This is a genomic window from Paracoccaceae bacterium, assembly GCA_019454225.1.
GTDB lineage: Bacteria > Pseudomonadota > Alphaproteobacteria > Rhodobacterales > Rhodobacteraceae.
The window spans coordinates 1,348,728-1,364,523 of sequence record CP075370.1 but is presented as its reverse complement, the minus strand read 5'-3'; the positions used below and the strand labels follow the sequence as shown (position 1 = coordinate 1,364,523).

The 15,796-nt window shown below is 71.5% G+C and carries 13 protein-coding genes; 3 read left to right on the top strand and 10 right to left on the bottom strand.

What is annotated here, in order from left to right; genetic code table 11:
- Positions 1-14 precede the first annotated feature (14 nt).
- The 5 genes from KF887_06440 to KF887_06420 form a co-directional block, all read right to left on the bottom strand.
- Entirely contained in the window at positions 15-2,000 is a 1,986-nt protein-coding gene (locus KF887_06440; protein ID QYK42738.1) for a caspase family protein, read from the bottom strand.
- 72 nt (positions 2,001-2,072) lie between these two features.
- Entirely contained in the window at positions 2,073-3,524 is a 1,452-nt protein-coding gene (locus tag KF887_06435) for a patatin-like phospholipase family protein (protein ID QYK42737.1), read from the bottom strand.
- 6 nt (positions 3,525-3,530) lie between these two features.
- On the bottom strand, positions 3,531-4,871 hold the full coding sequence (locus KF887_06430) for a HAMP domain-containing histidine kinase (protein ID QYK42736.1): 1,341 nt from the start codon (positions 4,869-4,871) through the stop codon (positions 3,531-3,533).
- Positions 4,868-5,587, bottom strand: a complete 720-nt coding sequence (locus KF887_06425; GenBank protein ID QYK42735.1) for a response regulator transcription factor — start codon at positions 5,585-5,587, stop codon at positions 4,868-4,870. Before KF887_06425 ends, KF887_06430 begins: the two co-directional genes overlap by 4 nt.
- Positions 5,588-5,606: 19 nt before the next feature.
- A complete protein-coding gene (locus tag KF887_06420; GenBank protein QYK42734.1) occupies positions 5,607-6,908 on the bottom strand; it encodes a trypsin-like peptidase domain-containing protein in 1,302 nt (433 codons plus the stop codon).
- 195 nt (positions 6,909-7,103) lie between these two features.
- Here KF887_06420 and KF887_06415 point away from each other — a divergent pair, with 195 nt between their 5' ends.
- Positions 7,104-7,730 (top strand): hypothetical protein, encoded by a 627-nt coding sequence (locus KF887_06415; protein QYK42733.1) that lies wholly within the window; start codon positions 7,104-7,106, stop codon positions 7,728-7,730.
- 11 nt (positions 7,731-7,741) lie between these two features.
- Complete coding sequence (locus tag KF887_06410; protein QYK42732.1) at positions 7,742-9,814, top strand: caspase family protein; 2,073 nt, start codon at positions 7,742-7,744, stop codon at positions 9,812-9,814.
- A 69-nt stretch (positions 9,815-9,883) separates the two neighbouring features.
- Here KF887_06410 and KF887_06405 read toward each other — a convergent pair whose 3' ends face one another.
- The 3 genes from KF887_06405 to KF887_06395 form a co-directional block, all read right to left on the bottom strand.
- Complete coding sequence (locus tag KF887_06405) at positions 9,884-11,866, bottom strand: VWA domain-containing protein (protein ID QYK42731.1); 1,983 nt, start codon at positions 11,864-11,866, stop codon at positions 9,884-9,886.
- Entirely contained in the window at positions 11,863-12,402 is a 540-nt protein-coding gene (locus tag KF887_06400; GenBank protein QYK43466.1) for an RNA polymerase sigma factor, read from the bottom strand. The genes KF887_06405 and KF887_06400 overlap by 4 nt, the downstream gene beginning before the upstream one ends.
- A gap of 177 nt (positions 12,403-12,579) precedes the next feature.
- The gene (locus tag KF887_06395) at positions 12,580-13,389 is read right to left on the bottom strand and encodes a division plane positioning ATPase MipZ (GenBank protein QYK42730.1); all 810 of its coding nucleotides are present in this window, start codon (positions 13,387-13,389) and stop codon (positions 12,580-12,582) included.
- 129 nt (positions 13,390-13,518) lie between these two features.
- Here KF887_06395 and KF887_06390 point away from each other — a divergent pair, with 129 nt between their 5' ends.
- Complete coding sequence (locus tag KF887_06390) at positions 13,519-14,112, top strand: rhomboid family intramembrane serine protease (GenBank protein ID QYK42729.1); 594 nt, start codon at positions 13,519-13,521, stop codon at positions 14,110-14,112.
- 10 nt (positions 14,113-14,122) lie between these two features.
- Here KF887_06390 and KF887_06385 read toward each other — a convergent pair whose 3' ends face one another.
- Together KF887_06385 and cobA are read right to left on the bottom strand one after the other, a co-directional pair.
- Positions 14,123-14,914 carry an inositol monophosphatase gene (locus KF887_06385; protein ID QYK42728.1) on the bottom strand — a complete coding sequence of 264 codons (792 nt, stop codon included), beginning with the start codon at positions 14,912-14,914 and terminating at the stop codon, positions 14,123-14,125.
- A gap of 94 nt (positions 14,915-15,008) precedes the next feature.
- Positions 15,009-15,785 carry a uroporphyrinogen-III C-methyltransferase gene (gene cobA / locus KF887_06380; protein ID QYK43465.1) on the bottom strand — a complete coding sequence of 259 codons (777 nt, stop codon included), beginning with the start codon at positions 15,783-15,785 and terminating at the stop codon, positions 15,009-15,011.
- Positions 15,786-15,796 lie beyond the last annotated feature (11 nt).

Here is a 15,796-nt window from a genome sequence, read left to right as displayed (position 1 = left end):
TTCCTTGGGCATCGTCACGGTGCGGGAGGCGCGATCCGCAGGGGTTCGCGCAGGATCATCAGGGGGGGCCGCGCGGCGGTGAAGGCCCGCGTTCCCGCCGAGTCCGGGTCCATCAGCGCATCCACGGCGGCGAGCGTGGCATCCGATCCGGTCGCGCGCAGCCGGTCGGGCGTGGCAAGGGCCGCCAGCGGGGCGCTGTCGCCGCGCAGATCGGCGGCAACGGCGACGACCAGCAGTTCCTCGACGCCCGGTGCGGGCGTATCGGGGGTGATGCGCAATCCGACACGGGCAGTTCCGCCATGCGGCAACCGCCCCGACAGGCTGCGCGCGGGCCAGACCGGCGTCACGGTGAAGTCATGGCCCTGCCAGAACACGGTCACATCCTGCGCCTTGCCGGTGCTGTTGGTCAGCGTCAGCCAAAGTTCGTCGCAGGGCGAAGCCCCGACGCCCGACGCAACTGGCACGGCATCGCCGGCCCGCTGGCACTCGCCGCCCGCCAGCCGCCCCGGTCGCCGTTCCATGGTCATGCCGATCCGGCCAAGCGCGCCCGGCCCCCGGCCCGCAAGCCGGGTCAGCACCGCGCGCAGGCGCAGCGCATGGGCGGCCGTCTCGATGGTGCGCAGGGTTGCCTCGGCCTCGGTCTCGCCCTCGCGCAGGACGATGCGGGGGGTTGAGCCCGGTCCGGCGGGATCAAGCACGCCATCGCCACCGGCGAGCGCCACCGAACCGCCGGTCAGGATCGGCACCAGATCGGCCGGGTCCCCGCGCTCGGCCAGTCCTTCAGCCGTCGCCAACGAAAGCGCCGCCACCCATGGACCATAGTCGAACCCGTCGTCCGGCGCGGCGCGGACCGGCGTGGCCATGCGCAGGGGCGGCGGCGGCGCGGGGGCCACGACCTCGGCCCAGAGCGCGCCATCCGGCGGCGCAGGATCAAGCATCGCGGTGGTCGCCCTGGCCGCAGTCACCCGCGCCTCGGCAAGCGGCGTGCCACCCTGCGGCCGGTCGTAAAGCGCGACGCGCGCGCCTTCGTCCAGCCCGTCGATCAGCCCGGCGGCAAGGCCACCTCCCGCAACGGCCATCCGCGTCGCGCCTGCACCCTGGCCGAAAACCGGCGCGTCCATCAGGGGGCCTTCGCCATCGGGGTCCTGGCGCTGCGCGGCGGCAGCCAGATCGTCGCGCACAAGGCGCAGCGCCTGCCGCCAGGTCAAGTCAGGGTGCTGCGTCAGCGCGCGGGCCAGGGCAAGCGTGAAGCCACCCTGCCACTGTCCGGCCGGATCGGCGGCATCAAGCGGATACTCGAAGGACCGCTGATCGGATTGCGCGGCGTAGAGAAAGGCGAAATCACCCGGCAGCGGCGGCGGCGGCGGCGGCGCCACGGCGGGTGGCACGGCCTCGGGCACGCCCAGCGTTTCGGCGTCGATCACCCGCGCCACACCATGTCCGCCGACGGCGCGGAACCCCGTGCCCGAATGGCAGGCGTCGATCACGCCGACCACCCGGACGCCCCGTTCCAGCAGGCCGCGCGCCCAGACTTGCAGTTCGTCGTCGACGATGGCGTTCTCGACATCGCCGGTCGCCCCGCGCCAGCCCCTTGCATCAGCGGGCAGCAGGATCTGGTCCATCCCCGTCACCTCGTCGCCGTCGCGGTCGGGCGCCTGGCTGCCATGGCCCGAGAAATAGAACAGCACCGTATCGCCCGGGCGCGACGCGCCCGCCAGCCGATCCATCGCCGCAAGAACGCCGGCGCGGGTGGGCAGGCCCGAAACCACTCCCGTAGGCAGGTCGGGCAGGTCGGGCGCGGAGATCAGCGCCTCGATCGACCCGCCGGGAACGCCCCGGCCAGTCAGAACCCGCGCCATCAGGGCGACATCATGCGGGGGTCCGCGCAGATCGGCATCAAGGTGCAGGTAGTCACCCACGCCCACCAACACCGCCCGCACCTCGGCCATCGCCGGGGTCGCTGTGCAGAATGCCAGAAGTGCAAGGCGGTTCAACCACATGACGCAAAGATACCCGGACCGGGCGCGGCGACAAGCCTCTGCATCGCCATGACGGGATTTGTCACGCCGCCCTCAGTTGCCCGTCGGCGCGATGCGCCGCCCGCCGCGGGCGATGCCCGCCGCGATGCGCGCGTCGATGTCATTGCCGTCAAGCGCGGCGACAAAGCCGTTGAACTCGGGCGTGGCAAGCGTGGCAAGCCGCCCGGCCTCGATCGCAAGATCGACCTCATCCATCTTCAGCCGCAGCCGCGTCGGCACCTTGTTCAGCCGCGTCCGCATCGGTGCAGGCAACGAGTCGCCGTTCGCCTGCCCGACGAACAGCTTGACGTCCCGGCAATCCCAACCGGCCAGCGTTCCGCGCAGGCGCCGAACCTCGGACGGGGGCAACGCGCACCGCCATTCGATCAGGTCCTCATGCCATTTCCGCATCTCGCCGCGCATCGCGTCATACCCCGATCGGGTGGCGGCCGAGAGCGAGGCATTGGCAATCGACATCGCAAGCGCGGGCCCACCCGGCCCCCTGATCCGCAATGCCCAGGCGGGGTCACGTTCGACCCCCGCATCGGCGACAAGAAACAGCAATCGCTTCAGCCGCACCGCCTGTGCCGGGGTCATCGGGGCAAAGGCCGCCTGGGCGCGGGCCCGTTCAACGGCCAGTCCCGTGGTGCCAAAGTTGTCCGTCACCCCGCCGTCCAGCAGCTTGACGAACCTGACACGCTCGGAATCGCCATAGCTTTCGAGCGCACGGGCATGGGCACGCATCGCGCTTGAGGCCTCGGGGTTGAAGCGCGCTGCGGTCAGCCAGTCGGGTTCGCGATAGTCGCAGCGCCCCTGATGGGCCTCCAGCACGACCGGGCTGAACACTAGCGGGAAGGCCGCACTGGCCGCCACCGCCTCCGAGATCGGGAAGGACGCGAGGTCGGAGCACAGCGCGTCGAAGGTCTCGGGCGAGAACAGGAAGGGTGTGGAATTCGCCATGTCGGTGGCGTTGATCCATGTCTTGATCCGGGACCGTCCGGCCAGATCGCCAAAGGTCGCGCGGTGGAACAGGGTCTCGTCCAGATAGCGGGCAAAGGTGGCCCGCCCGTTCGCGCCGCCCGACAGCCCGCGCACGATGGTCAGCGGGTTCAGCGGCGAGTTCGCCATGTACTTCTCGGCATCCGTCACCAGATACCGCTCGCGATATCCGCGCAATCCTTCGGGCCCGTTCAGGCCAAGCTGTGCCGCCGTCACCGAACCGCCAGACACCCCCGAGACGAGGCGGACATGGTCCAGCAGGCCGTTGGGGCTGCCCGGGTCGGCGGCGCGCAGCGCCTCGGTCATGCCATAGGCGAAGGCCGAGGCCCGCATCCCCCCGCCCGAGAACGCAAGGCCGATCCAGACCTCATCCGCTGCGACCGTCTCTTCCGCAAGCATGGGCGGATTGGCGGCGGTGCTGAGGGGTGCATTGACCGGACTGTTCCAGGCAGCGCAGCCCGACAGCGCCAGAAGGGCAAAGATGAACGCGCGCAACAGGGTCCCCATCCCGTATCAGTCGGCTGGCAGTCTAGGCCACAGGATATGGATGGCAAAGCCCTGCGTGGTCGGGGGCAACACGATGCGCGCGCCGTGCCGCGCCGCGATCGCCCGCACGAGCGCCAGGCCAAGGCCATGGCCGGGCACCGGCGCCCCGCCGCGGGTGAACCGGTCGAAGGCGGTCTCGCGCAGGTCGGCCGGCAGGCCGGGGCCGGTATCGGCAAGGGTCAGACGGATGGTCTCACGTTCTGGCACAAGGGCCAAGTCGATGCGGTCGCCGGGGCGGCAGTACTTCACCGCATTGTCGAGCAGATTCGCGATCATCTGCCCGATCAGCGTGCTGTCGCCCAGCACGGTCAGCCCGGGCGGGGCCGCCGCCGTGACCGTCATGCCCGCATCCTCGGCCACCGGCCCGTATAGCTCGGCCATCTCGGCCACAAGCGCCGACAGGTCCAGCGGCAGAAGGCCGCCGCCGCCGGTGTCCGCCTCGGCCCGGCTGATGTCGAGCAGCGCGTCGAACACCCGCACGGCCGCCCGCATCTCGGCGCGCAGGTCGTCGACCACGTCATCCTGTCCTGCGATCGCACCCAGCTTCTGCGCCATGCGGTTCAGCGGCGTGCGCAGTTCATGCGCGATCGTGTCCGACAGCCGGTGCGTCGCCCGGTTCAGCGCCTCGATACGATCCAGCATGGCGTGGACATGGGTTTCCAGCAGGCCGAATTCATCATCCGGCCGCACCCCCGGCAAGCGCGCCGCAAGATCACCGCCCGCCACCCTGTCCGCCAGGCCGTTCAGCCGCGCGATGCGGCGCATCGGGCCACGCGCGGCAAGCCATCCGACGCCCGCCCCCATGGCCAGCATGCCGAGGGTGATCGCGGCCATGGCCCGGCGCAGCGCTGCCAGCGTGGCGTCCACCCCGGCCAGCGACCGCGCCACGATCAGGGGAAAGCCGCCCGGCAGGGTCCGCGCGACCCCCAGCCACCGGGTGCCGCCATCGGCAAACACCTGCGCCGCCTCGGCAGAAAATCCCTCACCCGCAGGCGTCATCGCGGCAGGCCATTCCGCGCGCGTTCCCGCCAGCCGCCCGCCTGCACGATCGCCCAGCCACAGCATCTCGTCCGCCAGAGCGGCGGCAGCGCGATAGTCGATGGCCTGCCGCAGCGCGATGATCCGCCGCTGGTCGTAGAGCGCCGCCAGTCCGTCCAGATCGGCCGAAAGCAAGGACCGTGCCTGCTCCATCAGGCGCGCCTCGACCAGCCGGTACTGCAGCACCATCCCCGCAAGCGACAGCACGGTGATGGCCACGGCCACCACACCAGCCAGCCGCAGCGTGACGCGGGGGCGCGGGCGGCTCACCCCGCCGTCCCGCCGCCCGGCATCATCGGAGCAAAGACATATCCTGTGCCCCGCGCCGTGTGGATGACCGGCCGTCCGGCCGCCTCCTCCAGTTTGCGGCGCAGACGGCCCACATGCACGTCGACGACGTTGGTTCCGGGATCGAAGCGCAGGTTCCACACCTGCTCCAGAAGTTGTGTCCGCGTCACCGGCTGCCCCGCGTTGCGGGCGAAGAAGGTGATCAGTTCGAATTCCTTGGGCGATACCGGCACATGCACCCGGCCTACATGCACGGTGCGGGCACGCAGCCGGATCTCCACGTCGCCGAACGCCATCACATCGTTCGCCGCCGACTGCGTCATCGCCCGGCGCAGCAGCGCGCGCAGGCGGGCGCGCAGTTCTTCCGGCTCGAAGGGCTTTGCAAGATAGTCGTCCGCGCCCTTCTCCAGCCCCTCGACCCGCTCGGACGCACGCCCGAGCGCCGACAGCACCAGGATCAGCGCCCGCGACCCGGCGGCGCGCAGGGCGGCAAGCGCCCCCACCCCGTCGCCCCCGGGCAGCATCCGGTCCAGCACGATCACCGCGTAGTCCCCGGACGCCTGCTCCAGCCCGGCATCCAGAGTGGCCACGACAACCGGCGCACAGCCGATGCCGCGGGCGATCTCGGCCACGGCATCGGCGGTGGCGGCATCGTCCTCGACAATCAGGATGCGGGCTGTGGGGGAAGGGTCGGTCATGTCCATAGCAGCCTCCATGTCAGAACACCGCGACCGAGGGGTCAAGCACATTCGCGCCACCCTGCGGGCGGAAACCCGCTCCGGCATCCCAGGGATCGAGCAGGATGTGCAGCGTGGCGCCGCCCCGCCGCTCCACCAGGATCAGCGCCGGCGCGGTCAGCCGCAGCTCGGCCAGGGCGGCCACGCCGACCGGCTTGCCGTTCACCGCCATGATCCGGTCGCCCCGCGCCATTCCGGCCAGGGCGGCAGGCGAGGCTTCGGTCAGATGGCCGACAACGGGGCCGTCGCGGTCGGCAACCGTCACGCCCAGATCGGCCAGCGAATAGGCCGACACGCGCGCCACGCCGACCCCCGGTTCGCGGGTTGCCAGCATCGCCTGGGGCGGGACCAGCGGCAGCAGCATCTCGACGGGACCGCCCGCCCGGATGACCGAAAGCGATACCGACCCGCGCACCACCGCCGCCTCGACGGCAAAGGCCAGATCGCCGGGCGAGGCGACGGCCCGCCCATCGGCGGCACGGATCACATCGCCCGCGACCAGGCCCGCACGCGCCGCCGGGCTGCCGGGTTCCACGCGGTCCACCAGGGCGCCGCCGGGCGTCAGGCCAAGCGCCGCCGCGATCTGCCGCGACACCGGACGCAGCATCAGCCCGAGGCGCGGCACGGGTGGCAGGGTTTCCGCGACCAGGCCCCCGACGATCCGCGAAAGGTCTGGCGCCGAAATGGCATAGGATATCCCCACATAGTGCCGCGACCCGTCGGCGATGCGGCTGTTCATGCCAACCACGCGCCCCTCTGCATCGATCAGCGGCCCGCCGGACGACCCGGGGTTCACCGCCGCGTCATGCTGCAGCAGGCGCAGGGGAACCGTCGGCTCCACCTGGCGCGCCGAGGCCGAGACCATGCCCCGCGTTGCCGTGAACTCTGCCCCGAGCGGCGCGCCCAGTGCCCAGACCGCCTCGCCCAGCACGGGCACGGGTCCGGTCGCCAGCCCGGTCCGGCCCGGCGGCAGCCCGATCACCGCGACATCCCGCAGCGGATCGCGCGCGATGACCGGCGCCACGATGGTCGCCCCCGCGCGATCCTGCAGCCGCACCTCGGCCGCCTCGCCCACCACATGCGCATTGGTCACGGCCACCTCGCCCTCTGTCCCCCAGACGAAGGCGGAGCCGAGGAACCGGTCGGCCGCGTCGGCGCTGCGCACCACCAGAACCGCTTCCATCGCGGTGTCGAGCATCGAGGCCCTGCCTTGCGCGGGCGCCAGCGCGGCCAGCGCGGTCAGCACGGCGAGCGCGGCAAACACCCGGGAAAGCGGCCGCATGAAGGCGGGCATTGGCTGGGATCGGGTCGCGGTCTGCATGATCGTCCTTTCGGCCTTGGGTCTTGGGCCGGACGTTACCGGCGGGTCGCGCAGGGGTCACATGACAAAGGCAGTCATCAAATAATCCTGCGTTTACAGACGACCACCCTGTCGCGCATGGTAATCCGGCACGCCTTCGCCCCGAAAGGACCGCCCATGCCGCGCCTGCCCGCCCTTGCCCTTGCGATGCTCCTGCCGGTGTGGCCCGTCATGGCCGAACCGCTGTCGGGCGTGCAGACGGCCGCCCTGTCGGCGCGGCTCTACGAGGTGGGTCTTGCGCAGGGCGATCCCCTGCTGGTCCTGTCGGCCGCGCGCCTTCGCAAGCAGATCGCGCCCGCCGAGGATACCGCCCGCCGCGCCGAGGATGGCGAGCCCGGCACCGAACCGCCGTTGACCTGGGAAGACATGGCCGAAGCGGCCGGGCGGCTGGCCGACGGCGACGAGGTGATTGCGGGCCTGATCGACGATCTGCGCGTGGAAACCACCAAGGGCGTGGTTTCGGGCCCGGTGTACAACATCGGCACCCTCGCGCCCCGCAGGTTCGACACCTATGCCCGCATCGACTTCAAGGGCGGCGAATATGCCGAGGTCTATGTCGAGGCGCGCAGCACCGTCGACCTGAACCTGACCGTCACCGACGCGCAGGGGCGGCTGGTCTGCGCCGATACCGACCGGTCCCACATCGCCTATTGCGGGTGGCGCCCGGATGCCACGGGGGCCTTCACGCTGAAGGTCGAGAACCGCGGCACCGCCGCGACCGGCTATGCCCTGATGACCAACTGACGGAGGATGCTATGCTGCGACACCTGCTTCTGGGCACGGCGCTGTCTCTGGCCGCGGTCCCGGCACTGGCGCGGGACAACCATGCCATCCTGATCGGCGCCAATACCTACGAGAACCTTGACCAGCGGTTCTGGCTGAAGGGCCCGGCCAATGACGTCAGGCTGGTGCAGACCTACCTGACCACCGTCGCCCCGGTCCGCTTCGATGCCGCGAATGTCGCCGTCCTGGCCGACGGGATCGACGGCGCGCCCGCCCCGACGCTGGCCGCGATCCGTGCTGCCTTTGCCGATCTGACGGCCCGGGTGCAGCCCGGCGACTTCGTCTATCTGCATTTCTCCGGCCACGGCAGCCAGGCACCCGCCCGCGATCCCGACTCGGAGCTTGACGGGCTGGACGAGCTGTTCCTGCCGGTCGACATCGGGCCATGGTCCGACAGCGTGGGCGAGGTCGAGAACGCCCTTGTCGACGACGAGATCGGCGCGATGCTCGATGCACTGACGGGGAAAGGGGCGGATGTCTGGGTGGTCTTCGACAGCTGCCATTCGGGCACCGCCACCCGTGCCGCGCCGTCGGGCGACGACGAGGTCGCGATGCGCCAGCTTCCCCCCGAGGCGCTTGGCCTGTCGGCCGACCGGATGGCCGAGGCCGAGGCAGGCGTGGCAACGCGCGCCCTGCCCGACCCGCGCGCCCGTCCGCCGGCGCCCGTGGCGGCCTCCGGCGCGGGCGGCAGCATCGTCGCCTTCTTCGCGGCGCAGACGAACGAGGTGACGCCGGAAAAGAACCTGCCCAAGGGCAAGCCCGGCCGCGTGCCGCAGGGCGTGTTCACCTGGACGCTTTTCGAGACGCTGGCGGAATACCCCGGCGCCACCTACGGCCAGATCGCGCAGGAGGTGCTGCGCAAGTACGCGGTCAAGAACCTCGCCCGGTCGACCCCCCTGTTCGAGGGCGACCTGGACCGCGTGGCCTTTTCCGGCGAGGCTGCGCCCCGGGTCGCGCAATGGCCGGGCCTGCGTGACGGCGACGATTTCACCCTGCCGGCCGGCACCCTGCACGGCCTTGTCGAGGGCAGTCGGCTGGCGGTGCTCGCCTCGGCGGCCGATTCCACCGAGGCGGCGCTCGGCTTCGTGACGGTGACCCGGGCCGATACCTTTGCGGCGACCGCCGCGCCCGACGCCGACGCCGCCCCGCCGGATGAACTGCCGCGGGGGATCGTGCTGCGCAAGGTGTCGTCGGATCTGGATTTCTCGCTGACCGTCGCCCTGCCCGAACCGGGCAGCGCCCCGGCCGACGCGCTGGCCGCCGCCGCCGAGGCCCTGCGCGGCGCCGCGGGCTCGCGGCTGGCCTTCGTTCCAAGCGGCACCGAGGCCGACCTGCGCCTTGCCGTGCTGCCCGAAAGCCCGCGGCCCGATGCGATCTGGATCCTGCCCGCGACCGGCATCGCCGACGACCTGTCGCGCACGCCCTCGGTCTCGACCGGCGACAAGACCCCCGAAATGCTGGCCGAAACCCTGGCCGACACGCTGACGCGGATGGCCAAGGCGATCAACCTGATGAAGCTCGGGGCGGCCGTGGGGACCGGCGACGCGGGGGTGGAGGTGGATCTTCTGACGCGCGATCCGGGGAACCGCACGCTGCGCGGTCTGGACACGCAGGGCGTGCCGCGCCTCGTGCCCGATGACGAGGTGCATGTCGAGGCCCGCAATACCACCGACGGTCCGATGGACCTGAACGTGCTCTACGTCGGGTCGGACTGGTCGATCACCCACATGTTCGCGGGCCGGATGCAGCCGGGCGACACGCTGAAGAAGGGGCTCTTGCGGATCACCGACGATGCCTTCGGACGCGACCGGATCGTGATGGTGATGACCCCGGCGAAACCGCAATCCGCCGTCGAGAACCTGGCCTACCTCGCGCAGGACGCCGTTGAAGTGACGCGGGGCGGCGGGTCCGGCCTGTCGGCGGCGCTGCGCGAGGCGGGCTTCGGCGAGACGACGCGCGCGGCCGTCAGCCTGGACGAAGAAGAGGACGCCGGGCCTGCGCCGATGATCCTGCAGTTCGACATCGACACGGTTCCGGCGGACTGACGGGAAGGGGCAGCGATCCGGTCCCGGATCGCTGCCCCTGCGCCGCCCGCCCGGGCCGACGCGCCGCGTCTATCGGGCGGCCAGGGCCTGCGCCAGGCGCATCAGCCCGATCGCCTCGGTCCGATAGCCGAACGGGTCGTCGCCGCGCCCCTCGAGCGCCAGGGCGATCGCCTCGTCCCAGCCCCAGTCACCCAGATAGCGGCCGCCGGTCAGCAACTGGCCGAAACCCGCCATCGCCGCCGCAAAGCGGGCCTCGGCGCCCGCCGGTGCCATGTCCGGCAGGATCGGCGTTTCCGCAAGCTGCGACACATCGGCCCCCGGATCCTTCCACCGCAGCCGCAGAAAGCCAAGTTCGTCAGAACCTTGCGTCGCCGCGGCCGTCCCGTAGCGCAGGGGGTCGGTGGCGCGCGCCGGGCTGTCGGGGGCGGTGATCTCATAGATCGCGGTCACCGCGTGGCCCGCCCCGATCTCGCCCGCGTCGACGCGGTCGTCGTTGAAATCCTCGCGGGCCAGGATGCGCGTCTCATAGCCGATCAGGCGATACTCGGCGACCTGCGCGGGGTTCCACTCGACCTGCACCTTCACGTCATTGGCAATCGGGAACAACGCACCGGTCAACTGGTCCACCAGCACCTTGCGCGCCTCCTGCGCGGTGTCGATGTAGGCGGCCATGCCGTTCCCGGCCTGCGCAAGGGCCTGCATCGTGGTGTCCTGCAGGTTGCCGCGCCCGAAGCCCAGCACCGACAGGTAGACGCCGGTGTCGCGCTTCTTCGCGATGTAGGATTCCAGGCCGTCGGGATCGGACAGACCCACGTTGAAATCGCCGTCCGTCGCCAGCAGGACGCGGCCGATCCGCCCCTCGCCCGCCATCCGGCCGGCCACGGCATAGGCCAGTTCCAGACCTGCGCCGCCTGCCGTGCTGCCCCCGGCCTCCAGCCGGTCGAGCGCGGCCAGGATCGCGGCGCGGTCGGTCGCGGGGGTGGGTGCCAGCACCTCGCCCGCCGACCCGGCATAGGCCACCACCGCCACCTGGTCCTCGGGGCGAAGCTGCGGCAGGATCAGTGCAAGCGACTGTTTCAGAAGTCCGATCCGGTCGGCACCCTGCATCGATCCCGAGGTGTCCACAAGGAATACCAGGTTCAGCGCGGGCCGGTCCTCGACCGCCGGAAGGCGGCCCTGCAGCGCGATGGTGACAAGCTGGCGGTCGGTGTTCCAGGGCGACGGCATGACCGTGACGGTCGAGCGGAACGGCGCATCGGCGGTGTCGGGCGCGGGCCAGGCATAGGGAAAGTAGTTCACCATCTCCTCGATCCGCACCGCCTCGGCCGGGGGCAGGTAGCCCGCCATCAGCGACGACCGGACCACGGCATAGGAGGCGGTGTCGACATCGACCGAGAAGGTGGAAACCGGCGCCTCGGCCGTCACCTTGACCGGGTTCGGATCGGCATTGGCGAAGGCTTCGCGGTCCTCGGGCTGCGGTGCGATGGTGTCGGAAATCGCGGCGGGCATCGCCCCGCCCGCCGGTGCGGCGGCGGAACTTTCGTTCTGAACCAACGATTTGCGAACGGCTTCGGCTGCCGGAGGGGCGGGTGGCGGCGGGGCCATGGACGCCACGGCATCGGCAGGCGCGGCCTCGCCCACGATCATGGGTTCCACAACCGGCCCGGGCGCCAGATCCTCGGCGCGTTGCCGCACCTCGGGGGCGGGCGGCAGGGCGGACGGTGCCAGGTCGGACAGGCCCGGGCGTGGGGTGGTGGTCAGCAGCGGCTGGACCATCACGACACCGAGACCCAGCGCGGCGACCGAGGTCATGGTGGCCAGGGCCGGGCGAGAGGTAAGCGAATTCAGCATGTTGCGCACTCCGGTCAGGAACCCCGCCCCGAGTTCCGGGCGGTCCTGACTGGGACGTGCGGCGGTGGGGGTTCCTTGGAGGCGGTCGAAGTTTTCCATGGCCAGCCGCAGGGCAGCGTTGCGGGCGGCGGCGTCGGCGGTCGGGGGGGTGGCACGCAAGGCCTTGGAAAGGCGGTCGAATTCGTCGTGATCGCCGGTCATTGCCGCGTCTCCTCTGCCGCCATGGCCCGCAGGCGGCGCTTGACCTCGGACATGCGCCAGGCAACGGTGCCCTCGGCGATGCCCAGAACCCGCGCGGCCTCGGCCTGGCTGAGATCCTCGCCCAGGACGAGCGCGACCGTATCGCGCAGGTCGGGCGGCAGGGCGCGCATCGCCGCCGCCAGCCATTCCTGCGCCGCGCGATCCTCGGCCATTTCGTCCTGGCGAGAAATTTCCCAATCTCCCCAACCTGTTGCAGCGCGTGCCCGGGTGGCGGCGCGGCGCCTTGCGTCATGTGCGGCGTTCATCACCACACGGTAGAGCCAGGTGGTGAACCGCGCCTGGCCGCGGAACGAGGCAAGCTTGGCGGGCAGCGCGGCGCAGATGTCCTGTGCGAGGTCCTGCGCCTGGTCACGGGCGCCGGTCAGGCGCCAGGCCAGCCCGAAGATGCGGTCGTAATGCCGCGAAACGAGCGTCGCAAAGGCCGCGCGGTCGCCCGCGGCGGCAGCTTCGGCCAGGGTTTCATCGGCGGTGTCCATCAGCATGACATCTACCGGGACGCGGGGCAGGTGTCGATTCTTGGCGGGTGACCCGAGGTTTTTCGTTTCCCGGGGCAAGGTGCTGAAAACACCGGAAAACCCGTGCCATCCCGCGTCTGGCATGCGTCTGGCACGCGTATGGCATCCGTCCCGACACCGGGGCGGGCGGCGCCGGTGTCAGAACGCGACCGAAACGCCGGGCAGGCGCAGTTCGGCCAGGAGGTCGCGCAGTTCCTGCCGGGCCGCGATGTTCGACAGGCTGAGCGATTCGACGCCGGTGTCCTTGAGGTCGAGCAGCGTCAGGCCGCGCGGAAAGAGCTCGCGGTAGATCACCCGTTCGGAAAGGCCCGGCGCGACGCGAAACCCGATGCGGCGCGCCAGATCGTCAAGCGCGGTGCCAACCTTGCGCTTGTTGTGCATGGCCTGGACGCCGAGACGGTTGCGCACCACCACCCAGTCGATAGGCTTCAGCCCGGCGGCGGCGCGCAGTTGCCGCGCCTGCCAGACCATCTCGGCATAGATCGAGGGGCCGCGCACCTTGCCGGTTTCCGGGTCGAGCCGCGCCAGAAGGTCGAAATCGACGAAGCTGTCGTTCATCGGCGTGACCAGCGTGTCGGCCAGCGAATGCGCCACCTGGCTGAGCCGGGTATGCGACCCCGGGCAGTCGATGACGATGAAGTCCGACACCGGGTCGAGCGTCGCGATGGCCGAGGCAAGGCGGGCGTCAAAGATGTTCTCGCCTTCCGGCAGGCTGGCCGGGTCGATCTCGGGCAGCGGCGCGACGTTGGGCGAGGCCAGCGACAGGCCCGCACGGGCGGCGTGCGACAGCCGGTTCTCGATGTAGCGGGCGAAGGTCTGCTGGCGCAGGTCGAGATCGAGCGCGCCGGTGCGATGGCCCATCCGCGCGAGCGCGGTGGCCAGATGCATGCAGGTGGTTGACTTGCCCGAACCGCCCTTCTCGTTCCCCACGACGATGATGTGCGCCATGTCCGCCCCTTCAATCCGTCCGGTGGGCTGCGCCCTCCGGGACGGCGCTTTTGGCAAGGACTAGCCGAAAGGGGAAGGGCTTGACAGGCAGAATTATGCCGGTCGGTGTTGCGGACGGGGAGGTGTGCCATGCGGGGCATCGGGGTGGTGATCGGGCTGGGGCTGGTGCTGCTGGCCGTGCATGCGGGGCTTGCGCTGCTGATCGGGGCAGAGCCGCGCGAGCTGCGGCATCTGGGCTATCGGCTGTCGATCGGGATGCGGTTTTCCGAGGAGGTGTTCCGCGGCGGCGACGGGGTCTATTCCGGCCAGCGGTGGGGCATGCTGCTGACGCACGGGTTTCGCCATGTGTCCTGGCTGCATCTTGCGGTGAACCTGGGCACGCTTGCGCTGTTCGGCCCGTTCCTGGTGCGGCGGACCGGGGCGCGGCGGTTCCTGTGGGTCTGGTTCGGCACGATGGCGGTGGCGGCGGTGGGCTATGGGCTGGCCGCCGCCCCGGGGGCCACCATGGTGGGCGCGTCGGGCGCCACGCATGGCGTGGCCGGGGCGCTGGCCGTCCTGCTGTGGCGCGACGGCGCGCGGGGGAGGGCGGCGGCGGTGCTGGCCACCGTTCTGGCGATGAATGCCGCGTTCTGGTGGGGAACCGCCGGTCGGTTCGCCTGGGAACTGCATGTCGCCGGGTGGCTGGCGGGGATGGGTGCGGGCCTCATGCTGCGGCGGCGCTGACCGCCCTGCCCTAGTGACCGGCGATCCGGGCGAGATCGGCATAGGCGGCAGGGGCGGCGGCCAGCGCGGGGCCACCCCGGGCCAGCATCTCGGCCAGCGGCACGGGCAGCACGCGGCCCCCGGCCTCGACCACGATCAGGAACCCGCCGAGGCAGTCCCAGGCGTTCATGTGCGGCTCGTAATAGCCCGCGAGGCGACCGGCGGCGACCGACGCCAGCATCAGCGCGCCGGACCCGTTGCGGTAGAAGATGCCGCCAGCCTCCATCAGGGCCAGGATCACCTGTCCGACATGTTCGGCGGGTGTGCGGTGGCTGGCGCCGATGGCGGTCATCCGGCCGGTCAGCGTCAGCGCGGGGTCGATCGCCAGGGGGGCGCCGTTCAGCCGGGCGCCATGGCCCGCGCGGGCGTCATAGAGATCGCCGGGGACCGGGGCGAAGGTGGCGGCCGCCACGCAGCCCTGCGCATCCGCCACGGCGATGGCCACGCACCAGTGCGGCAGGCCCGACAGGAAGGGCATGGTGCCGTCGATCGGGTCGATCACCCAGACAAAGCCGGTGGTGCCGGGGTTTCCGCCGCCCTCCTCGCCCAGGATCGCGTCGTCGGGGAAGGCTTCGGCCAGGCGCGCGCGGATCATCGCCTCGACCTCGCGGTCGGCGCGGCTGACCACATCCTGCGGGTTGTCCTTGGATTCGACCACCAGGGCCGCGCGGTCGGCGAAGAAGCCCAGCGCCAGGGCGCCCGCCGCGCGGGCCAGGGTGCAGGCCAGGGCGTGGCGCGCGGCGACGGGATCGGGCTGGGACATCGGAACCTCGGGCAGGACGGGGCGCGGCGGCCCGGACGGCGATGCGCGAGACTTGCCCGCTGGCGGCGGGCGGGGCAAGGGGGCGCGGCGGCTGTCAGGCCGGAACGCAGGCTGCGGACGGCGCCGGGTGGGCGGCCGGCGCGCCGTGGGGGTGGCGGATGAAGATCACCGCGGGGTTGCCGATGCGCGCCCGCGCGGCGTCCGCGACAAGGCCGCCCAGCGTGGTGGCAAGATGGCAGGCGCGCGGTGTTTCGGCATGGGCCGCGATCAGGACGGGATGATCCTCGGGCAGGCCAAGCGCGCGCAGGTCGGCCTGGACCTGCGGCAGGCGGTGCATCGCCATGTAGAGCGCCATGGTGGTGCCCGGCACCAGCACCCCGGCCAGCCCGCCCCAGGTTTCGCCCGGGCGGCAGGTGGCGGTGGCCAGCGTCAGGCGTTCGGTCCGGCCGCGCTCGGTGAGCGGGGCGCAGAGGCTCGCCGCCGCCGCACTGGCGGCGGTGATGCCGGGCACCACCTCGACCGGGATGCCGCAGGCGCGGGCGGCGGCGATTTCCTCGGCAGCGCGCCCGAAGATGCCGGGGTCGCCCGATTTCAGCCGCACCACATGCAGCCCCGCGAGGGCGTCGGCGCAGATCGCGCGGTTGATGCGTTCCTGCGGCCAGGCATGGGCGCCGACCTCTTTTCCCGCGAAGATGCAGGTGGCGCGGGGATTGGCGAGCGCCAGCACGGCAGGGTCCACGAGACGGTCATAATACACCGCGTCGGCATGGCGCAGCCGGTCGGCGGCACGGAAGGTCAGCAGGTCGGCCGACCCGGGGCCGGCGCCGACAAGGGTGATGCGGCCGGTCGCGGAGGCCGCGGGGGCCAGCATGTCGGGCAGGG